Here is a 23,128-nt window from a genome sequence, read left to right as displayed (position 1 = left end):
TGCAATACTATACTTGAGGGTGCGGTTCATAAATCTAATTTTTAATAAACAGGAGAAAGAACATGTCTATTTACCTTCCTTATATACGGCCCTTTTTTCTGCTACTTTTAATGCTTATCGCCTCGCCCAGTTTATTTTCGGATAACTCAAAACTTTTAGATAACAAAATTAAAGTGATTGTAGTGCTCAATGATAATTACAACATTGATAAAGGAAAAAACAAGCGTAATCAAGCTTCCAATATTGCACTCTCTATGGGCTTAAAAGCCAAACATAGCTTTGGTAATGTACTTTATGGTTTCTCAACAAATTTATCACATAAGCGATTAGCCACACTAAGTAATGACCCACGCATTAAATATATTGAAGTAGATAAGCTACAGCATTTCCCTTTGCGACCAAATAAAACACTTAAAGCGCCACGCTGTACAGATAATCCAACAGGACCGGGTTGTGGGATTACACCGAGTGAAGAGTCAACGCAACAGACACCATGGGGTATTGAAAGAATAGGGCTTGCAGCAGATAACAAGGCAGAAGGAATCCATCTGTTTATTATTGATACAGGTATTGATTCTAACCATGAAGACTTACAAAACTTAGGAGTAGGTTTTACAACCATTTCTTGCCAAGGCAAAGGTAAAAAAAGTAGCTGCCGAGAAGCTTGGGATGATGATAACGGCCACGGCACACACGTGGCAGGAACAGTAGGAGCGGAAAACAATGCCTTTGGCGTAATAGGTGTAGCGCCTGAAGTTATCTTACATGCAGTGAAAGTACTCGATAGTCGTGGCTCAGGTTACACCTCAGGTATTATTAGTGGCATTGATAAAATGGCAGCTTATATGGCAGATATGCATGTTGCTTATGTTGTTAATATGTCTATAGGTGGTAATGGTAGTAAAAGTGGTATTTGCTCCGCAGACTCATACCAAGGAAAAGATAGCTACCATGAAGCAATCTGTCGTGCAACACAGCACGGCGCAGTCTTCGTGGTTGCAGCTGGTAATGAAGGCGTTGACGCAAGCACCAAAAAACCCGCATCTTATGATGATAGTAGCATCGCAGTTTCAGCCATTGGTAGAGTAACTGATAGCAATGGTAACGTTACTGGACAATTTGGTTGGCCATCATGGTCCAACTGGGGGAATAAAAGCACAATATTGGGCCATCAACATAACTCTTTTCCTGTTGCTATTTCAGCACCCGGCATGGGCATTCTCTCCACTTGGAAAGATAACAAATATGAGACAATCAGTGGCACATCCATGGCTTCGCCACATGTAGCAGGCGCTGTCGCACTCTATTTAAAAGCTTACCCGAATCGCGCTGATTATTCTGCATTTATTAATGCACGTGAGGCATTGCTGTTAAATGAAGAGGAGACCAACAATAATACATTTTCTATTCGTGGTGGTTTTCCACATACTGAAGGTTTCTTATATATTAATAATTTTCACTAGTGGCAACAGACTTAAATAACAGTAATTACTTTTAAAAATAACCCACTATTTTTAAAAGTTTTTTACGGGTAATAGTGATCGAATTTAAGTCCAAAGGCACTAGTTACAAAAAAGGCGACTAAAATAGTCGCCTCAGTATCATCTTAAATAACAGCTAAAAGTTAATTAGCAACAGGATATTTAATCTCTGCATTGGCAATTAATTGAGCCACTAATGCTTGATAGGTTTCATCTGAGGTTGAACGCGCTAACATGTTTTTAATTTGTGCTTTCGCTTCACTATTATCTGCACTTGCATCAACTTCAATTACTTTTGAAAGTTCAATAATTGCAAAGTCACCTGTACTAGCAGTAACCCATTGGCGAGAAACTTCACCTTCAGCAGGTTTCACCAGTTTGAACAATTTCTGAATCACTTGATAGTCATATTCGCGTGTATAACGCGCAAAAGTCAGATCTGCACTAAAGGCGAGATCTTTTTCTGTAAGTTCAGCTTCAATTGATTCTTTGTTCTCAAGTTTAACCATGACTGATTTCACAAATTGCTGAGCTAAATCACGTGATTTTTGTGCGCTTAGTTGCGCTTTAATCTGCGCAGTAACTTCAGTTAGCGGTTTTACCGTTGCTTGCTTGTATTCATTCACGCGTACAACAATGGCTTTGTTTTCAGACAGTTCAATCAGTTCAGAGTTCATACCCTCTTCACGAAAATTTTGATCAAATAGTGTTTGCAATACCGCTCTACTTGCGAGCACTTGTGGTGCATTATTAGCGTTAAACAGCTCACTATGTTGTACTTCAACAGAGACAGCGCCCGCAGCTTCTTCAAGGTTATCAGGCGACTCAAAAGCAACTTCACTTAAGCTCTGATAAAGTTCGTAATAAAATTCATTGGTTTTCTCTTTTTGCAACGCAGTTTCAACACGTACTTTAACATCACTCAATGGTAATGCTTCGCTTGCTTCGATATCAACTAATTTAATAATATGATAACCAAACTGCGATTCAACAACCATTGAAACAGGTGCTACTTTAGTTAACTCAAAAGACGCTTTATCAAAAGCAGGATCCATCACACCCGCTTCAAACCAATCTAATTCCCCACTATTTTTAGCAGAGTAAGTATCGTCTGATTTTTCTGTTGCTAATAAAGAAAAATCTGCACCCTCATTAAGCTCAGCAAGCATCATTTCTGCTTTTTGCTTCGCTTCAGGTGTGACTCCCTGCACTAAAATATGTGCAACTTTACGACGCTCAGCACGTTGATAATCAGATTGATGCGACTCATAATATGCTTCAATTTCAGCATCTGTAATGCTGACTTGGTCAACTAATGTGCTGCCATCTAACAAGACATAATTAACACTGACTTGCTCTGCAGCTTGAAATCGTGCGCTATTATTTTGGTAATACTCGCTAATCTCTGCATCTGTTACAGGAGCAACATCTTCAAAATCAGAAGCGCTTACTGTTAATACTTTAGCAACGCGTTGTTGAGCCTGTAACTGGTTTGCAATATCAACCTCTGTGGGTAATACAAATTCACTGCCCACTAACATCTGTAACAGTTGACGACGCGCTAAATCACTTTTTAAGCTTTGACTAAACTGTGCTGGGGTATAACTTGCACGGCGTAACACCGCTAAGTATTGTTCATTGTTGAATTTACCATCAAGTTGAAATTCTGTCATATTACGAATTTCATTTTTGATCTGTTCATCACCAACACGTAATCCCATCTCATTAATCGCTTGTGCAATCAATGTATCAGAAATTAAACCTTGTGTTGCTTGTGCTCGTACCTGCTGTGCAAAATTAGGATTGGAAGCTAATATTTCAAATTGCTCACCATATTGCTGTTGTAAACGAGAACGTTCATTTTGATAAGCTTGATCTACACTTGCTTGTGTGATCTCTTGATTATTAACAATAACCGCAACCGCGACATTGCTACCACCTAAATAACCGCTCACGCCCGCTAAAGCAAACGATAAGATAATCACAATTAATATAATTTTAGCAGCAATCCCTTGTGAGCCTTCGCGCATTTTCTCTAACATAATTTTTTCTCTATCTGTTATTAAGTAACTATTTTCAAAACATTGTGCCAAAAACAACTTTAAATTTTAAAGGAGATTAAATAGTTACTTATTTAAATCAGTACATGTCCATATGCACTGAGCTGTTTTAATCCGTCTAAATGTAAAATATTACACTCGGCTTAAAACAAAAAAAGCGCATCAAGTGACGCGCTTACTACATTGTCGAGCAAACAACGAATTAAGCGTTGATTGCATCTTTTAATGATTTGCCCGCTTTGAAGGCAGGTACTCGTGCAGCTTTAATTTCGATTGGTGCACCTGTTTGTGGGTTACGGCCCGTACGTGCTGCGCGATCTTTTACTGAGAAAGCACCAAAACCAATCAGTGATACACTATCACCTTCAACAAGCGCACTTGTTACACTTTCAATGAATGCGTCTAATGCGCGACCAGCTGCTGCTTTAGAGATGTCTGCACTTTCAGCGATGTTATCGATTAGTTGACCTTTGTTCATTTTTTATTCCCCATTTTATAATAATTATGGTGCACCCCGTAACTTCGTCTAAAGTAGTAGGAACACACGTTAAAACATATTGGTTGTTAGGCTACTTTGCTATGCGAATAGGTGCAAGTGAATTTAGTAAAAACTCACTAACAAGCCCCTATTTTATGCGTTTTATCACCTATTTTTTTATTTTTTCTTCGTTTCTTCAATTGAAAAGCCTTTTAGGCTTTCAGTCAGCGCAAGCTCTAACACTTCATCGATCCAGCGAACGGGTTTAATTTCCAGCTGATCTTTGATATTAGCTGGAATGTCCTCCAAATCACGAGTATTCTCAAATGGAATTAATACTGTTTTTATACCGCCACGGCGCGCGGCTAATAGCTTCTCTTTCAAACCACCAATCGGTAATATTTCACCACGTAACGTAATTTCACCGGTCATCGCAACATCTGCACGTACTGGGATACCTGTAAGGCTAGACACTAATACTGTACACATAGCAGCACCCGCACTTGGACCATCTTTAGGTGTTGCACCTTCTGGTACATGCACATGCAAATCACGTTTTTCATGGAAATCAGCATTAATACGCCACTGCTCTGCTTTTGAACGCACAACGGTCATGGCTGCTTGAATCGACTCTTTCATCACATCACCTAATGAACCCGTATAATTCAATTTACCTTTACCTGGCATTGAGGTCGCTTCAATGGTTAATAGCTCACCACCAACTTCGGTATAAGCCAGCCCCGTTACTTGGCCAACTTGGTTTGCGTTTTCTGCTTTGCCAAAGTCATAACGACGGACACCAAGGTAATCTTTAAGATTATCAATGGTGACGTCTACTTTTTTCAATTTCTTATTAAGCAGAATTTTTTTCACTACTTTACGACAAATTTTAGATATTTCACGCTCTAAAGCACGTACGCCAGCCTCGCGAGTATAATAACGAACAATACCAATAATGGCACTGTCATCAATACTAATCTCACTGTTTTTCAAACCATTACGTTTAATCTGTTTATCGGTTAAATGCTCTTTAGCAATATTCATTTTTTCATCTTCGGTATAACCTGAAAGACGAATCACCTCCATACGATCCAAGAGTGGGCCTGGAATGTTCATCGAGTTTGAAGTAGCAACAAACATCACATCACTAAGATCATAATCAACTTCAAGGTAGTGATCATTAAAAGTACTATTTTGCTCAGGATCTAACACCTCTAGCAATGCAGAAGCAGGGTCGCCACGCATATCAGAGGCCATCTTATCAATCTCATCTAATAAAAACAGCGGATTTTTAACCCCTGCTTTGGTCATTTTTTGAACTATCTTACCCGGTAGAGAGCCGATATAGGTGCGGCGATGCCCACGAATTTCCGCTTCATCACGTATACCGCCAAGTGCCATACGCACATACTTTCGCCCTGTAGCGCGCGCAATAGATTGTCCTAAAGAAGTTTTACCCACGCCCGGAGGACCCACTAAACACAAAATAGGGCCTTTGAGTTTATTGATGCGTGTTTGCACCGCTAAATACTCTAAAATACGCTCTTTTACTTTTTCAAGACCATAATGATCCGCATCTAAAATCTCTTGCGCTTTAGCAATATTCTTTTTTACAGGCGAGCGTTTTTTCCACGGGACATTAACGAGACTTTCGATGTAGGTGCGGATAACACTTGCTTCCGATGACATTGGAGACATCATTTTTAACTTCTTAAGTTCCCCTTCTGCTTTCTCTTTGGCTTCCGTTGACATACCCGCTTCTGCTATCTTTTTACCGAGTAGATCATTTTCATTGGTCCCCTCTTCCGTTTCCCCTAACTCTTTTTGAATTGCTTTCATCTGCTCGTTAAGGTAATACTCACGTTGGCTACGCTCCATCTGTTTTTTAACGCGGGTACGGATACGTTTTTCAACTTTTAAGATATCTTCTTCACTTTCCATCATCGCCATTAAAAATTCAAAGCGCTCGGTAATAGAAGTTATCTCAAGTGCGGTCTGTTTGTCACCTAAACTCAACGGCATGTGCGCCGCAATGGTATCTGCTAAACGCTCAGCTTCATCAATACCATTAACCGAGGCTAATACTTCAGGTGGAATTTTTTTATTGAGTTTAATATAAGATTCAAACTGCGTTAATACCGTGCGCAGCAGTGCATCTTCCTCTTCAGGGTCGATATCCTCACTCTCTAATAACTCAATTTCCGAAAAGAAATAATCTTTATGTTCAATATTGTTAATAAGCTGTGCACGTTGCACCCCTTCTACCAATACTTTCACAGTGCCATCGGGTAGCTTTAATAGTTGTAAAATATTTGCCACAGTGCCAACGCTGTAAAGATCTTCCATTTTAGGATCATCTAACGAGGCTTCAGTTTGCGCCACTAATAATACTTTTTTTCCTTGCTCCATGGCAGCTTCTAAACAGTTAATCGATTTTTTACGGCCAACAAACAGTGGAATGACCATGTGTGGGTACACCACAACATCGCGCAGTGGTAAAACAGGCAGGGTTAGTTGCAGCTCTGATTCAGTTTTCATAAATTTCCCAGAAAAGTATTTACCTAAAAAAGAGGTAAATTAAAGACACATTGAACAATTGATACTGGGGATGTTAAGAATTTTTTCAAGGTAAAAAACAAAAAAAGGAAGCATAAAGCTTCCTTTTATTACAATTAGTGAAATAATTGTTTATTTATCAGACGAAACAAGTTTTGTTTGTTCATCCGAGTAGATCATTAATGGTTTGGTATCACCATTAATCACCTTCTCATCAACAACGACTTTACTCACACCCTCAATAGATGGCAAATCGTACATCGTATCTAATAAAACCGATTCAACAATAGAGCGCAAACCACGTGCACCTGTTTTACGGCCCATCGCTTTTTTCGCCATGGCCGTTAACGCCTCGTCACGAAATTCAAGCTCAACATTTTCAAGACCAAATAGAGCTGCATACTGTTTGGTTATTGCATTTTTAGGCACCGTTAAAATCTCAACTAGCGCTTCTTCATCAAGTTCAGTTAAGGTTGCCAACACGGGTAAACGACCGATAAATTCAGGAATAAGCCCATATTTAGTCAAATCTTGAGGTTCAACTTTTTGTAATGTTTCACTGAGTGTTGCTTTACTATCTTTGTCACGTACTGTTGCACCAAAACCGATGCCAGCACCTGTATCAACACGTTGTTCAATAATCGTTTCAAGGCCAGAAAATGCACCGCCACAGATAAACAGAATCTTAGAAGTATCTACTTGAATAAACTCTTGATTTGGATGTTTACGTCCACCTTGTGGCGGAATTGAAGCAACCGTTCCTTCAATCAGTTTAAGCAATGCTTGTTGCACACCTTCACCTGACACATCACGGGTAATAGATGGATTTTCAGATTTGCGGGTGATTTTATCAATTTCATCAATATAGATAATGCCACGTTGCGCTTTTTCTGGATCGTAATCACATTTTTGCAGTAGTTTTTGGATGATATTTTCAACATCTTCACCCACATAACCCGCTTCCGTTAGCGTAGTGGCATCTGCCATGGTAAACGGTACATCTAATAAGCGCGCCATTGTTTCAGCAAGCAACGTTTTACCACTTCCTGTTGGGCCAATTAATAGAATGTTACTTTTACTTAGCTCAACACCATTAGCAATATCACCATGTTTAAGACGCTTGTAATGGTTATATACAGCTACCGCCAACACCTTTTTCGCAGTATCTTGGCCAATCACGTAATCGTCTAAATTAGCGCGAATTTCATGTGGCGTTGGTAATTTTTTATCTGTAATATCAGTTTCAGAGACATTGCCTATCTCTGCAATCTCCTCTTTGATAATATCATCACAGAGATCCACACACTCATTACAAATATAAACCGAAGGACCTGCAATCAATTTTTTTACTTCATGCTGACTTTTTCCACAAAAAGAGCAATAAAGTAGACTATCGCCTTTATTATCTGACATTTTTATTCCTTTGATTATCTTTTCGTTAATATTGAATCAACAATGCCGTACTCTACCGCTTCATTAGCACGCATAAAGTTATCGCGATCAGTATCTTGTGCAATCACTTCAATATCTTTACCTGTATGAAAAGCCAACAGCTCATTCATACGATGTTTAGTCGCTAAAATTTCTTTAGCATGAATTTCAAAATCAGATGCCTGACCTTGAAAACCACCAAGGGGTTGATGGATCATCACTTTTGCATTCGGTTGACAATGACGTTTTCCGGCAGCGCCACTGGCTAATAAAAATGCGCCCATACTAGCGGCCATACCCATACAAACGGTACTGACATCAGGTTTGATGAATTGCATAGTATCGTAAATTGCCATACCCGCACTGATTGAACCACCCGGTGAATTAATATAGATAAAAATATCTTTTTCTGGGCTTTCAGACTCTAAATAAAGTAGTTGAGCGACAATCACGTTGGCCATGTAATCTTCAACAGGGCCTGTTAAAAAGATAATACGCTCTTTTAAAAGGCGAGAATAGATATCATAAGAGCGCTCACCTTTTGCTGTTTGTTCTACAACCATCGGTATAAGCGCGTTAGTAATTGGATCTGTATTTGCAGCAAATGGGTTTGACATTTTCTATCCTAAATTTATGTGATTTATTTTCTATTCTTAGTATTTAAAATACGGAGACAGTGAATGAAAAATGGCCCGAGTGGATTCACTCGAGCCATTAAAACTTAAACCGTTACTTCAATAATAACTATTATTGAGCAGCCATTTTGTTCATCACATCATCAAACGATTTATTCACTTCGCTTACTTTAGCTTTTTCAATGATAAAATCAACCGCTTGCTCTTCTAATGCAACATTTTCCATGTTTTGCATCATCTCTTTATTATTTTTGTAGTACTCGATCACTTCTGTTGGATTCTCGTATGCAGATGCTGCAGACTCAATCAATGCAGTGACTTTATCTTGGTCAACTTTTAGCTCGTTACCTTTGATCACTTCACCTAATAAAAGACCTACTTTAACACGCTTTTCAGCTTGCTCTGCAAACAATTCAGCCGGTAATTCAGGTAGGTTTTTAGGATCCATCTGTTTACCGTAACGCTCCATTGCTTGTTTACGCAGGATGGTCACTTCGCCTTCAATCAATGCTTTTGGCACTTCAATTTCGTTACCCGCAACTAATGCTGTTAATACAACATCTTTTGCACTGTTTTTAAGTACTTGCTCAAGCTCACGTTGCATGTTTTGTTTAACATCGGTTTTAAGTGCTTCGATATCGCCACTTTCTACGCCGAATTTTTTAACAAACTCTTCTGTGATTTCAGGTAAAATTTGCTCTTCAACTTTTGTTAGTTTAATGACAAATTGTGCTGCTTTACCTTTTAGGTTTTCAGCGTGGTAATCTTCTGGGAAGTTAACGTCGAGAGTAAACTCGCTACCTACTTTGTTACCCACGATGCCAGATTCAAAACCTGGAATCATACGACCAGAGCCAAGTACGATTTGGAAACCTTCCGCTTTACCACCTTCAAACACTTCACCGTCGATAGAACCTTCAAAATCAACCGTTACTTGGTTGCCATCAACTGAATCGACTTCAACATCAGACCATGTAGCGTGTTGCTTACGTAGCGTATCAAGCATTTTATCGAGATCGGCGTCTGTTACTTCAGCAGTCTCTTTCTCAAGCGTTAACTCAGCAAGTTCCGCTAATTTCACGTCTGGGTAAACTTCAAATGTTGCAGTAAAAGTAAACTCTTCACCTTTTTTACGCGCTTTAGGTGCAACTTTTGGCGCGCCAGCTGGGTTTAATTTCTCAGCAACAATCGCCTCAAAAAAGTTACGTTGCATTACTTCACCAGCAACTTCATTTTCAATAGCAGCACCAAAACGTTTTTTGATAACAGAAACAGGCACTTTACCTGGACGGAAACCATCAACACGTTGTGTTTTTGATAATTGACGAATACGGCCATCAAACTCTTTTTCAAATTGCTCAGCAGCAACCGTGATAGTAAGTGTACGCTCTAAACCTTGTGATGCTTCAACAGAAACTTGCATGTTATTTCCTTTATTCTTTTACGTTAATATTTTTAAAACTCTTAATCTGTTGCTATTAATATGGGCAAACAGTGAGATTACAAGGGGCAATACAAAAAAGCCAACTGTATTTCTTGTTAAGAACTAAAAATCAATTTAATTGATGAAATTTAAGACGCGCCATTATAGACAAGCTTTTTATAAGAGTCGAGTTTTACACATCACCAGCCTCACATTTTCATGACTGTTTTTAATTATGATTCACTTTAGCCTAACAATAAACCAGCAGTTACCACTGTATAAATAAGTAGTTACAACTGAAGTAACATGTTTATTCGACAAAATATCCCATGTGCTGAAAAATAGTTAGACCAAAAATAATTATTGCCTATTCATCGTCAACAACAAACAGATTAGCGTTAATACTTTATCAACTTGATGAAAAACTAACGATTAGCCACGTACATCTACATAAATTTAAAGAGATATAAAGTTGCAACCTCGTCAATAAATCAATAAAATATAAATTATGGAGTAACAAGTAGAGAGGCATATGGAACATGTAATCATCACCAAGGAAGATGTGCAAGAGATTGTACAATCGGTGAAAATCACCTTTATTATCAACTGCGTTATTGTCATTTTTATTTTTATTTTAAATTCCAATATCGATATTGTGACACAATTTTTAGCCTCACAAAGTATTGGTCTAACCATTGTAACCATTATTCAAAGCGCAAAAGTTTTATACCCTCCTTTTAAACAAGATTACCGAAAACTTTACTACTTTCTGCCGGTGCCGGTTCTCCCTGCAAGTTTTATAGGCATTAACTTTTTACACGATTTTATTACATTGCCTGAACTGACCATCTTAGTGGCTATCATTACACTGCCAGTGATGACACTTTTTAATTATAAAGACAACAAAATACAGGCAAAAAAACAATTAATTCATGAGCAAAGTGAAAATTCAGTAAGTGAAAAAACCTTACAAGAAAATAAATTATTACTGTTACAAGCACAAATCAACCCTCACTTTTTATTTAATACCCTCGACAATATTAAACAATATATTCTTAGTGAACCGAAAAAAGCGCAACATCTATTAACCGATTACACCTTTTTTCTGCGTCAAACGCTACCTTTAACACAAACTTCAGAGGTACAGTCGGCGATGAATTAGCACTGATTAATGTGTATATTGCTATTCAACAAACACGCTTTCCCTATATTCGTTTTATTGAAAGTATTAATGAAAAACTGAAAGAACAAATGCTACCGCCGCTATTAATCCAACCTTTAATTGAAAATGCTATCGTACATGGGCTAGCTCCTCAAGGTCACCAAGGGGTAATTAACTTAACCATTAAAAGTGAGCTAATGAAGTTAATTATTGAAGTCAGTGATGATGGCATCGGTTTTGATGATGTTAAAGCAAGTGATCAATCCGTGGCACTTAAAAATATTAAAGCACGATTACAGCTACATCACCCTTTATCAACCATTACAATTTTGGAGCCAGATCAAGGTGCAACCGTACAAATTACAATACCATTAAATGAATCTTAAATTAGGAGCAAAAAAATGAAAATTGATTATCTAGAAATCCCAAGTAAAAACATGCAAATAACCAAAGATTTTTTTACTAGTGTGTTTGGTTGGACATTTGAAGATTACGGCCCTGAGTACATGGTTTTTGGAGGAGCGGGTGTTAATGGTGGTTTTTATTTCCACACAGATTTAACGTGTACAACAGCAACAGGCTCTATATTACCCGTGCTCTACAGTGAAAATATTACTCAGACTCAGAGTGATATCATTAGAGCGGGCGGTGAAGTGGTTAAACCCCTGTTTGCTTTTCCAGGTGGAATTCGCTTTCATTTTACAGATCCTAACGGCAATGAGTATGCAATTTGGTCAGAGGCCAAATTACCAACAGGCATCTGTTAATTAACGGTGGATTTTAATCGTGGCAACCAACAAATTGCCACTTTACTTTAAACTTCAAACGTTCAAGTAAATCATCCGCGCCAGCTTCACGCCAAACAAGTTGCCCATTTTGATCTTCTTGCACTTGGACCTCCACACCACGATCCATCCACAAACGCCATTTCCCTGTTAATTTTTTCATTTTAAACCGGCTTTATCAAAGATTAAAAAAGCCTTGTATCCCCGAAAAGATAATCTGAGCACCGATGGCAGAAACAAACAACCCGGTTATTTTAGGTAAAATCTCTAATCCCTGCTTACCCATTAAATGTTGTAGTTTATTCGAGATAAACAATACACCTGCCAGTGAAAGAACAGCAGCAAGTAAAGAAAATATCACCAGTACTGTATCTACAGGACCAGACATCTCCGCCCCCATTACCATTAAGATGCCTATCATACCGGGGCCAACGACACTTGGTATGGCTAGTGGCACAACTGCAAAATCATTACGGCTAAAATCACTGCCTCTTGCTTCACTGTTTTCTACATCATTACCACCGCGGATCATATCTAACGCACTTAAAAACAATACCGTACCCGCACCAATTTTAAACGCATCTAAAGTGATACCAAATAGGCTAAAAATATATTTCCCAAACAATAAAAAGACTAAACCTGCCACCATGACCGCAATACTGAGTTTTAAAATAACCTGTTTTTTCTCAGGCTTAGTCAAGTTTTTACTCATGGTTAAAAACAGAGACAAAACAAAGAAGGGGGTCATCATAAAAAATATTTTTAAATACAGTGAAAAAAACTGCTCAATCATGACTGTAGTCTCTCAAAAGGGGATTAAAAATGCGAGGGTAACATAGTTTTTCAATCAGCATAATGAATATTTTATAGGCAAATACTTCCTTTTTCAGCTTGTAATATTTGTTGTAGATCAAGTGGAGTTAACTCAACTTCCAAACCGCGTTTTCCTGCACTTATAAAGATACTGTCAAACTCAAAAGCACTGCTATTAATGACTGTTTTTAAACGTTTTTTCTGACCAATTGGGCTCACACCACCAAGCACATAACCCGTTGAACGTAACACTTCGTTTTTATCGGCCATCTGTGCTTTCTTAGCAGAAAATATTTTAGCCACTAACTTCATGCTTAGCTTTTCAGACACAGGCAAAATAGCCACCACTAATTGCCCGTTATCAAGCGAGACTACCAGTGTTTTAAACACTAACTGGCTTGCAACGCCCATTTTTTCAAGCGCTTCTACACCATAACAGAGGCTGTTTTTCTCATGCTCATAGTGATGAACAGTAAACGGGATTTTTTGTTTTTTGAGTAGTTTTGTCGCTGGTGTCATGGTTATAGATCCGTCACATAACGACCTGCAACAGCCTTATCGACCTGTTCAATAAAGGCATCATCTGCACCACTATTTTCTGCAATCTCTTTGCCAAAAGAGATTTTAATAGGCTCTGGCCATGTGGCGCTCTGCCAAAGTTGACTGCGTAATAATGCTTTAGCACAATGAAAATAGGCATTTTTTACCGTTACCTCTAACACTAACAGCGCATTATGGGAGTGTGAAGCCAGCTTTTTACACAATAACTCACCCGTTAATAATCGACACTCGCCATGAATACGCAAGGTTTCTAAACTGCCCGGCACCATAAAAAATAACGCGACTTGAGGGTGTTGTAATATATTAGTCAGTGAAAAAGCGAGTTTATTGCCACGCAATTCAGGAATCAATAATCGCCCCTGTTTATCGATTTGTACAAACCCTGCTTTGTCACCTTTAGGAGAGATGGTAGGAAAACCAAATTGATCCACCGTCGATAACATCAGTAAAGGTGATTTTTCAATAAAATTAACCATACGTTCATTCAAAAAAGGATATATTTTTTTGCTGGCCATCGGATTTGCAGACCCGATAATTTCACGTAATTCTTGTTCTGTTTTTATCTCAAACATTCTCTTTTATCCCTTTTCATTTAGTTTTTTAAACGTTCGATCAAACGACTAAAACGCAGCGTTTTATCTTTGATGGCACGTGACATGATGGTTAAATCTGCAAACAAAGTGAGCTGTTTTTTAGCGCGTGTGATACCCGTATAAATTAACTCGCGAGTCACAACCGCGACCTGCGTTTGTGGCAAGGCTAACACGGTATGGTCAAATTCAGAGCCTTGACTTTTATGTACGGTCATGGCAAATACGGTCTCATGACTGGGTAAGCGACTCGGTTGGAAGTCATTTATCTCACCGTCACTCATTTGAAAATAGACGCGTAGTTGCTCATTTTCATCCAATAAACACAAGCCAATATCACCATTATAAAGGCCTAGATGATAGTTGTTTTGCGTTATCATCACTGGTCGCCCAATGTACCATCGGCTAACAAGTTGATCGCCACCATTAGCAAGGGTAATTAACCCTGCACTGATAAGTGCCGTTTCGGCAAGATTATTTAATCCTGCAACGCCCCACTCACCCTCTCGAATGGCACAGAGTATTTTAAACTGGCTAAATTGTTTTAAAAGCTGTTTGGCAAGATCACGGTTATCGGCACGGATCTGTTTGATATTACTTAGATAACAACGATAACCCGTAATTGTCATCTCACTTAATAATGCCAAACTACTGTCATTATTAGCATAGTGGTTAACATCATTATATTTTTCACACAGCGCAAGCACAGCTTTACTGCTCGCTTTACCTTGATTAATGGCAGAAGCTAAAAAACCGATACCTGAGTATTGATCAAAGCGATAACTCTTTCTTAATAAACACAGTTTATCAGCCATGCCTGCGCTATTTGTAGTTTGAGAGAGCAAACTATCAAATCCTGTTAATTCTGCTAACTGTTGGGCTTTTTGCTCACTATAACCTGAGTTGATAAACGCGCAGATATCTCCTAACACTGCCCCCGCTTCCACGGAAGCCAATTGGTCTTTATCTCCCAGTAAAATTAAACGCGCATGCTCAGGCAATGCCATTAATAGTTTTGCCATTAAGGGTAAGTCCACCATTGACGCTTCATCCACCAGTAACAAGTCTAAGTGCAGACGTTTATTTTCATTAAAACGAAAATGGTTACTGTTTACCTGCACCCCTAATAAACGGTGAATCGTGCTCGCTTGCGTTGGGATTTTATCTTTAATATGTTGCTCAACATCCAAGCTACTCAGCGCATTAGTGATCGACTCGGTTAAACGGGCAGCAGCTTTACCTGTGGGGGCGACCATTTTGATGATCATGTTTTCATGCACCTGTAATAAAAGTGCTAACAGTTTAGTCACCGTCGTGGTTTTACCTGTACCAGGGCCTCCTGAGATAACACAGCGCGCACTGGTCAGTGCTAAAGCCGCGCTGACTTTTTGCCAATCACAACGAGCAGTTTCTGGGATGAGTGTTTCTAAAAAAGAAAGCTCTTGCGCGCTATTTGCCTGCAAAAAACAGTTTTCAATCGCCGACCAATCGAGCTTTTTTTGTGGCAAAACATCTAAATATTTTTCACATAATAGTGGTAAAGATTGGCTTTTATCCTTTATCCAAGCTTGGTAAATATAGTTATAATTGATGGTAAACAGTTTATCTAACTCTGTTTTTGCATCTCCCATGATCATAATTTCTGGTTGATGTAATAATTTATCTGCAATCAGTTGTTCAAACAGCGCATAACGACGCAGATACAGTGCACCATGCTCTAAGGTAAGGGGGGCTTTTTCACCAACACACAATGAGTTACCCAGTTTTGCATGTAACTCGGCGTGTAATTCTGCACCATTTTGTAATAAACAGCTCAAATCATGCTGCTCACAGAAGCTTTGCAGATCTGTTTCTGTTTTAAAACATTTTTCATTAAGCTGTTTGGTGATCTGCTCAAGGGGTAAACAAACGTGACCCAAGCCCAGATATTCACTGCAAAAAGTCGCACTTAACACGGTTAAGTTATCTGCCCCTAACTCACCAATAAATTGCCCGAAATGAACATCAATCGCACGTAATAATCCCAGTTCCTTCCACTTTTTTAATTCTTTTAACATCAGTAACTCTCCCCACTAAACAGCTTATCTAACCCATCAATCAACGCGAAATCAGGCTTGTTAAAATAGACGCCACTGTTTTTATCATCCTGCATACCACGAATAAAGGTGTAAAAAACACCACCAATATGTTTTTGATAATCATAATCAGGCAATCGCGTGCGCAGTAAACGATGTAGCGCTAAGGTATACAGTTGATACTGAAAATCATAACGATGCTCGATCATCGCATTGTCAATATTAGTTTGCTGATAATCACTGAGTTCATCCCCTAAATAGTTCGATTTATAATCTAAAATATAATACTTGCCCTCAAACTCAAAAGTGAGATCGATAAAACCTTTTAAGAAACCTTGCACCGTTTGAAATTGTAACTCTCCCGCACGTTTTGAGAGGGGATCAAACTGCTTTATCAATTGATTTACTTGATAAGCATGCAGTGGTTTCATATCGATAAAAAACGGCATCTCCACTTTTTTCTGCGCAGGTTTTAACTGCTTTAAAGCAAACTTTTCTGTTAATGGAAAGGCTAAAATTTGCTTAAACCAATGCACTAAAATAGGCGTCCACAATTCAACATCGTCGTAAAGGTGGTTGCTTAGTTGCTCCTCAATAATAAGGGTTAACGCATTTTCATCACTGTTTTGAAAATCAATAAGCTCAAACAAAAGATGTAAAAATGAACCATGTTTTGCACCTCGTGGAAAACTAAAGGGACTTTTTATTGTCTCAATGAAGATAGACTCGGCTAATATTGGCTCTCGGGGCGGTGTAACAACGCCATGACTGCCCGTATGAAAACGTGACAAGGAAGAGTAGCTACTGATCCACCAGTTACGCTCTATCTTTGCAGTAAAAGTGGCGGGCGGTTGCAATGTTCCCCCTCCCTGTTGCACCAGATAGGGCAGTTCATTTTCAACGGGTGTTGTGCGCACTGAAATATTATGACTACGTTGACACATTTTCTGTAGATGACTGTTTAACCCCACTGTGTCACCCGCAAGCAAATCTTTGTCTGTTTGCAAACAGATATAACCCAAGGCACTTTTTGCCAAGGGACTATTTTTTACGCGCCCTGTTTTGTAACTACTAATACCGATATAACAGCGGTAAACACTGCGCGTAATACCCACATACAAAAGACGCAGATCTTCCGCTAGCTGCTCTTTTTCCGTTAGCGCGAAGTGGTTTTTATCTTTTTCAAGATCATAAAACAGTTGATGATCTTGATTAGGATCGTGATACAGACAATCGCGTGGTTTTTGATATAACCCCGTAAAAGGCATAAACACAATGTCGTACTCTAATCCTTTGGATTTATGTAACGTACTTACCTGAACCAGATCCTTTTCACTCTCTAAACGCTGTTTTTGCTCACTATTATCGCCACTGATTTGTGTAACCTGTTCGCCATACCAACGTAACAGTGAAAATCCGCCGTCATGCTCGGCACTGTTTTTTTGTAACAGTTCACACAGGTGTAATAGATCCGTAAGTAGACGTTCACCTTTGCGCTCTTTTAATAACTGCTGATTGATGCCCTGCTCATGAAACAACTTATGTAACATGACCAACACACCACTTTTATTCCATAATGCTTGGTAGTTAAAAAATTGCGCTATTTTTTGCTCCCACTCTTTGGTGTCAAAAAGCAGTTGATGAATATCAAGAGGACTCAGCGCGAACAGTTTGCAACCGATCGCATTACGCAGTAGACGTTCATCTTCTGGGTTTAAACATGCTTTTAAAATATAAAGCAGATCTTTTGCCAATGGTGTTGCGTAGACACTCTCTTTTAAGGAGAGATAAACACTGTTAATATTTTCCTCTAACAGGGCTTTACGAATTAAACTCGCCTCTTTACCTGTGCGCACTAATATCGCAATATCATTAGCACAGATTGGTTTTTTATCACCCTTCTCATTTTCTAAATAAGCTTTACCCTGCTGGGCAAGCATCAATATGTTTTTTATCTCGTTCACACAGCCAAAGGTTATCGACTGTTTGAATCCCTCGGCATTTTCTCCCCCCACAGGGTGAATAAATTGCAGCGCAGTTTGAGTCGGATCATCCACATTTTTCACCACCAGCTTTTTACGTTTAATGGTTGGCGCTTGCACCGGTAAAAAAGGGATATCCTGCTCATAAATAAAAGGCGCAGGGCAAAATTCAAAAAAATGATTAACGGCATCGATCATTTCAGGCGAGGAACGGTAGTTGAAATCTAAACTATAATGCGCGCTAACGTTTTGACGCGCTTTCATATAGGTGAAGATATCTGCACCACGAAAGCTGTAAATTGCCTGTTTAGGATCGCCAATCATGAATAAGCCTGAATGTTTGCTTTCTTCATCTTGCTGATAAATAGTTTGGAAAATACGGTATTGCACAGGATCGGTATCTTGGAACTCATCAATCAAAGCAATCGGGTAAGTAGATCGAATCTGCTCACCAAGATGATTTTCAGGCGAGTTTTGTAGGGCATTATCAAGCCCGATTAGCAGATCATCAAAACCTAATAAACTTTGACTGTGTTTGCTTTTTTTAAGGTGCGCACGCACCCAATGGGTTGCTTTTATTAACAAGGTATTTTTAATAGACAGGTCTAAAGCAAGAATCTCTTCAATTTCACTAAACACCTTATGCTTCGGTGTAGCGCCTTTAGCGGTTTTTTCATCTAGTGTTTTTTGTGAGAATTTCACTAAGTTTTTAGGTAGTGCTAACTCATTACTCTCTTGAAATGCCCACTGCGATATCTCTTTTAACCACACGGGCAGATTCTTCTTGGTATAACTGCGTTTAGAAACATCAGAGTGACTGATAATATCAAAGTAATCATCTTCACTTTCAAGCCAATTATTTTTTAATTGCTCAATGATCTTTAAACTTTTCTCATATTTTGCTTTAAAATCAAAATCATTTATCTGTGGCAGAAATTGTAAATCCGCACGAGATAACCAACTACGTAATTCATTTTTAAGCGCTTCTGGTGTTTGCCAATAATCAAAAATAAGCTCAGTGAGTGGAATAGAGAGATCATAAAAATGAGTACGCCAAAAATCATTGCTTGCTTGTAACAATAATTGACTATCGTCTTCTAATAGATTTTGCTGAAACAGTGCGCCCGATTCAAAAGCATTTTGCATCAACATGCGCTGACAAAAACCATGAATGGTATAGATAGCAGCTTCATCCATCTGCAACTCAGCAAAACGTAATAAACGAATATCAATCGCTAAATCGTCGCTTTGATCGATCAATGTTTGAATAAACGTATCACCACTTGTACCGAGCATAAACTCTAAACGCACATCAATAATACGTTCACGAATACGACTACGTAGCTCAGCAGTAGCAGCTTCCGTAAAGGTAACCACCAAAATTTTATCTACGGTTAATGCACAGTGGTGCGCATTCTCTTTGCCGTGACCTAATAATAGTCGAATAAACAGACTCGCAATGGTATAGGTCTTTCCCGTGCCCGCTGAGGCCTCAATTAAACGCATGCCGTATAAGGGAAACGTTAACGCGTCTAATGATTGTGGTTTAATACTGTTGTTAATGGGATTATTCATCACTGATCCTCCATTGCTGAATATTCAATGGTGCTAATATTGCTTAAAATTGGTTTAAATACTTTAAAAGCGATCATCTCAAACTCTAACCAGTGATCTTCTAAATTGTCATAAACACGGCTGATGTAGGGATCACTTCCCTCACTAAAACCACGATTATTATCGAATATTTTTAACGCTTCTTTTTGCGCTTCGGCGCGTGTTTCAAAATCGAGATCAGCCAGTACAAAACAATCGGGCTGTTGAAGATTAACAAAGGTGCACCATGCAAATGCACTTTGAATGAAAAAAGGCAGAGGCTGTTGCAACCCTTGTTCATATAACTCAATGAGTTCACTTAAACGTTGATAGGCATAATCGGCGGGCACCTCTTCAAAATAGATACCACTGCCCTGTCCAAGTAGCGTTGAATTGAGGTTTTCACCGTGGGTAATGCAGTAACAAAGGTGTTCAAGCCACAAAGTTAATATCTCTTTGCCTTTTATGCCCCCTGTTTTAATACGCACTAGACCATTTTCGCAGTGATCGCTTAGCTCACCTAATAGTCGTTTTTCAGCGAATTGTATATCCACCGTAACGGTTTCTATCTCACCAACAAAATAACCAGCGGTAATATCAGCCAGATCTTTCATCGCTTGTAAATCACGATTAAAAGCTAAAGGTGCAAACTCGGCCACAGGTAACTCCCCAGTGGCTTTTATCCCTTCAAACAAATCAGGTAGAGAGCGCCCTTCAAGCGCGGTTTCAAACTGTTGCTCTTTAAGGTGATACTGCTGTAAGTTATCCAATGAAAAAGGCTCATCGTTATCTTGTTCATGTGTATCAAGTTCAAAATAGATGTCTAAACGGCGATTAAAAAATGTTTTACAAGGATGTTTTAAGAACTGTTTCAGGTGTAACAGTTGCACCTCAATCAAAGGCTCTGCCAGTGGAATCGTTTGTAACAGATCCTCTTTATCTGTTTTTTCTACCCTTTTTTCAGTTTGTATCGCTTGCCACCAAACAGGGTTATAGGTTTTAACACCACCCATATAATAAGACTCGCTAAAGCTTTGCATCGGATAATTTTTACAAATAGCTTTTAATAGCATCTTACTGGCAACACTACTTTTATCATTAAGATTATCGGCTAAAACAAAACTTTGCGTACAATAGTTAAGTAATTCAGCCACTAATACCGACGGCATTTTTTCACTGTTATCATTAATATCTCGGCCAATATAACTGATATACAAACGGTTTTGTGCTGATAATAAGGCTTCTAAAAACAGGTAACGATCCTCTTCTCTGCGAGATCTGTCGCCACGTTTTCGATGACCTGCCATCAAATCAAACCCCATCGACACAATATTACGTGGATAAACACCGTCGTTCATGCCTAACAGACACACCACTTTAAACGGGATAGAGCGCATCGGCATCAAAGTGCAAAAGTTCACTTGTCCCGCTAAAAAACGCTGACTATTAGACTGTGCAGAAAGGTTATCATTAAGAAATTCAAGCAATACAAACAGTGAAATAGGCTCATCAAACTGTGCATCCGTTGTGCCCGTCACTAACTTATCAACCTGCTCACGAATAAGGGTAAACAGATCACTGTTTTCATCATCTTCAAGATAAAAATCATCAATGAGTTGGTAGATAAAAGCTTGCCATTGTGATGCCTGATAGGGAGATTTCAAGCGCACTTCAAGTGCAATTAAAACCTCGATAAAATCGATAAAACGACCCAGCAACTCTCCCTGCAATCCCTCAATATCATCATAGGGAGAGATATCTGCAAACAGCTCATCACCCATTGCATAACCGAGTAACATACGTTTTAGACCAAATAACCAGCTATTTTGTGAAAGCTTAGGCAAGTCCCACTGCTCACTGCTGCGCTCATTGAGCCCCCAACGGATACCACTCTCATTGATCCATTTTTGTAACAGTACAAAGTCTGCTTGAGAGAGTTTAAAGCGCTGTAAAATCGCAGGCACTTCTAACAAACTGAGGATATCTTCGCGGGTATAACGGCTTTGATTCAGGTTTAACAACTGTAAAAAACTGACTAATATAGGATTTTCTTGTTGCGCGCTCATATCAGAAATAGTGAATGGAATACGACGGTTTCCCTCAACACTGCTAAACACCGCTTGTACGTAAGGTGCATACTGGTCGATATTAGGCACCATAATTATAATATCTTTGGGGGTCAATTCACTATCTTCACTGAGCATAGTGAGCAAATTATCGTGTAACACTTCAACTTCACGCATAATACTGTGGGTTAAATGCAAACTCAGCGAATGATCATTTTTGTCGATAACAATGTGTTTATCAGCCTGTAAACTCAGCGCTTGACTGCTATCTTGTAAGTCTAAGATATCCGCTTGGATGTGGTGCAATAAGCTATCACGGTTAATATCCACAAAAGCATCAATCTCGTTTTGCTCAAGGCTATATAACTGATAAAGGAAATCACGGCCCATTTTTCCCATCGAAGCAAGTAATGGATTACCCACTTCACTGAATTCATCTTCACTGAGCGCCCATGTTCGATGTGTTTCATCTTTTTGCCAACTAGAATCATTGAGGTTTTTAATTTTACCCTGCGTCACAGTTAATTTTTGGCGGTTTAAAGCAAAACGTTTGGCCAGCAGTTTAGGATCAACAATATCGGCCCAATAATAACGGCAAGGATTATTTAATAAAAAGTGCACATCACAATGCTTTGATAAACCTAATAGCGCCTGCAGATAAGATTCAGGCAATGAAGAAATACCAAAAACAAAAATACGTTTAGGTAGATGGGTGAGTTTATCTGCACTGTTAAGCTTGCTTAAAAAGGCTTTATACAAGCCTGCACGATGATAAGCTTTACCCTGCTCGCTAAAATTCAACTCAATTTTATCACTAAGCTTTTTCCATAATTTCGCTTGCCAACGTTGCTCCTCTATCCATAACGGTGTTGCTTTAGGGTTTTCAGCTTGCCACTCGCTAATTTCACTCTCTGTTGTTTGATCCCAGCTGTCGATCCACTCAGGTCGATACACTAAATATTGGTCAAATATATCCGCTATTTTTTGGCTCAACTGGAAACGTTTACGACATTCACCGTCATTTTCAAGATAGCGTTTCAATGCAGAAAAATCATCATCCTGTAAACACTCAGGTAACAGTTGCATAATATGCCACGTCATCGACATCTTATTAAAAGGGCTACTTTCAGGCACGTCATTAAGCAGTTGTTTAAACTGTTGCCAGATAAAACTGGCTGGCAAAGGAAAATCAATGTTGGCGCTAATCCCTGTTGAACTCGCTATCTCAAGTTGCAACCACTGCGCCATGCCGGGGCTTTGTACCAACACGGTTTCATTATCAAAGGGATTTTCAAGGGGAGATTGCTGCATCAGCGCAACAAGCAGATCTTTTAAAAGAGAAAGTTGATTAGAATGATAAACTTGAAACACAAGCACCTGCCTTATATATCGGGAGAGATGCTGGTAAGTATACAAAAAACACAAAAAAAAACAGCG

At 38.9% G+C, this 23,128-nt stretch carries 17 protein-coding genes; 4 read left to right on the top strand and 13 right to left on the bottom strand.

Annotated features, from left to right (window positions below):
- The first annotated feature begins 62 nt into the window (after positions 1 to 62).
- Complete coding sequence (locus G322_RS19540) at positions 63 to 1,463, top strand: S8 family peptidase (RefSeq protein ID WP_022939778.1); 1,401 nt, start codon at positions 63 to 65, stop codon at positions 1,461 to 1,463.
- Between the two features lie 161 nt (positions 1,464 to 1,624).
- On the opposite strand, the gene G322_RS0100125 is transcribed toward G322_RS19540, so the two are convergent.
- The 6 genes from G322_RS0100125 to tig form a co-directional block, all read right to left on the bottom strand.
- Positions 1,625 to 3,523, bottom strand: a complete 1,899-nt coding sequence (locus tag G322_RS0100125) for a SurA N-terminal domain-containing protein (protein WP_022939777.1) — start codon at positions 3,521 to 3,523, stop codon at positions 1,625 to 1,627.
- 220 nt (positions 3,524 to 3,743) lie between these two features.
- Positions 3,744 to 4,019: an HU family DNA-binding protein gene (locus G322_RS0100120; protein WP_022939776.1), complete on the bottom strand. Its 276-nt coding sequence runs from the start codon at positions 4,017 to 4,019 to the stop codon at positions 3,744 to 3,746.
- A 177-nt stretch (positions 4,020 to 4,196) separates the two neighbouring features.
- Positions 4,197 to 6,557 carry an endopeptidase La gene (gene lon, locus G322_RS0100115; protein ID WP_022939775.1) on the bottom strand — a complete coding sequence of 787 codons (2,361 nt, stop codon included), beginning with the start codon at positions 6,555 to 6,557 and terminating at the stop codon, positions 4,197 to 4,199.
- A gap of 150 nt (positions 6,558 to 6,707) precedes the next feature.
- Positions 6,708 to 7,988, bottom strand: coding sequence for an ATP-dependent protease ATP-binding subunit ClpX (gene clpX / locus G322_RS0100110; protein WP_022939774.1), 1,281 nt, complete (start codon positions 7,986 to 7,988; stop codon positions 6,708 to 6,710).
- Positions 7,989 to 8,002: 14 nt separating this feature from the next.
- On the bottom strand, positions 8,003 to 8,623 hold the full coding sequence (clpP, locus tag G322_RS0100105; RefSeq protein ID WP_022939773.1) for an ATP-dependent Clp endopeptidase proteolytic subunit ClpP: 621 nt from the start codon (positions 8,621 to 8,623) through the stop codon (positions 8,003 to 8,005).
- A 130-nt stretch (positions 8,624 to 8,753) separates the two neighbouring features.
- Complete coding sequence (gene tig / locus G322_RS0100100; protein ID WP_022939772.1) at positions 8,754 to 10,064, bottom strand: trigger factor; 1,311 nt, start codon at positions 10,062 to 10,064, stop codon at positions 8,754 to 8,756.
- Between the two features lie 532 nt (positions 10,065 to 10,596).
- Here tig and G322_RS0100095 point away from each other — a divergent pair.
- The 3 genes from G322_RS0100095 to G322_RS0100085 are packed head-to-tail and all read left to right on the top strand — an operon-like array spanning position 10,597 to position 11,993.
- Positions 10,597 to 11,226 carry a histidine kinase gene (locus G322_RS0100095; RefSeq protein WP_022939771.1) on the top strand — a complete coding sequence of 210 codons (630 nt, stop codon included), beginning with the start codon at positions 10,597 to 10,599 and terminating at the stop codon, positions 11,224 to 11,226.
- 11 nt (positions 11,227 to 11,237) lie between these two features.
- Positions 11,238 to 11,612 (top strand): ATP-binding protein, encoded by a 375-nt coding sequence (locus G322_RS0100090; protein ID WP_022939770.1) that lies wholly within the window; start codon positions 11,238 to 11,240, stop codon positions 11,610 to 11,612.
- A 15-nt stretch (positions 11,613 to 11,627) separates the two neighbouring features.
- The gene (locus G322_RS0100085; RefSeq protein WP_022939769.1) at positions 11,628 to 11,993 is read left to right on the top strand and encodes a VOC family protein; all 366 of its coding nucleotides are present in this window, start codon (positions 11,628 to 11,630) and stop codon (positions 11,991 to 11,993) included.
- A 13-nt stretch (positions 11,994 to 12,006) separates the two neighbouring features.
- Here the strand turns inward: G322_RS0100085 and G322_RS23155 are convergent, their stop codons facing one another.
- From G322_RS23155 to recC, 7 genes are all read right to left on the bottom strand, one after another.
- Positions 12,007 to 12,174 (bottom strand): hypothetical protein, encoded by a 168-nt coding sequence (locus G322_RS23155; RefSeq protein WP_156873886.1) that lies wholly within the window; start codon positions 12,172 to 12,174, stop codon positions 12,007 to 12,009.
- Positions 12,175 to 12,189: 15 nt separating this feature from the next.
- Positions 12,190 to 12,804: a MarC family protein gene (locus tag G322_RS0100075; RefSeq protein ID WP_022939767.1), complete on the bottom strand. Its 615-nt coding sequence runs from the start codon at positions 12,802 to 12,804 to the stop codon at positions 12,190 to 12,192.
- Positions 12,805 to 12,875: 71 nt separating this feature from the next.
- Positions 12,876 to 13,343: a Cys-tRNA(Pro) deacylase gene (ybaK, locus tag G322_RS0100070; RefSeq protein ID WP_022939766.1), complete on the bottom strand. Its 468-nt coding sequence runs from the start codon at positions 13,341 to 13,343 to the stop codon at positions 12,876 to 12,878.
- Between the two features lie 2 nt (positions 13,344 to 13,345).
- Positions 13,346 to 13,957: an MSMEG_1061 family FMN-dependent PPOX-type flavoprotein gene (locus G322_RS0100065; protein ID WP_022939765.1), complete on the bottom strand. Its 612-nt coding sequence runs from the start codon at positions 13,955 to 13,957 to the stop codon at positions 13,346 to 13,348.
- A 20-nt stretch (positions 13,958 to 13,977) separates the two neighbouring features.
- On the bottom strand, positions 13,978 to 16,032 hold the full coding sequence (recD, locus tag G322_RS0100060) for an exodeoxyribonuclease V subunit alpha (protein WP_022939764.1): 2,055 nt from the start codon (positions 16,030 to 16,032) through the stop codon (positions 13,978 to 13,980).
- Positions 16,032 to 19,607 (bottom strand): exodeoxyribonuclease V subunit beta, encoded by a 3,576-nt coding sequence (recB, locus tag G322_RS0100055; protein WP_022939763.1) that lies wholly within the window; start codon positions 19,605 to 19,607, stop codon positions 16,032 to 16,034. The genes recD and recB overlap by 1 nt, the downstream gene beginning before the upstream one ends.
- Positions 19,607 to 23,062 (bottom strand): exodeoxyribonuclease V subunit gamma, encoded by a 3,456-nt coding sequence (gene recC / locus G322_RS0100050; protein WP_022939762.1) that lies wholly within the window; start codon positions 23,060 to 23,062, stop codon positions 19,607 to 19,609. Before recC ends, recB begins: the two co-directional genes overlap by 1 nt.
- Between the last annotated feature and the right edge of the window lie 66 nt (positions 23,063 to 23,128).

The organism is Psychromonas hadalis ATCC BAA-638 (genome assembly GCF_000420245.1).
GTDB classification, from domain to species: Bacteria; Pseudomonadota; Gammaproteobacteria; order Enterobacterales; family Psychromonadaceae; genus Psychromonas; species Psychromonas hadalis.
The sequence above is the reverse complement of the archived record's forward strand: the minus strand, read 5'-3'. Positions and strand labels throughout refer to the sequence as shown.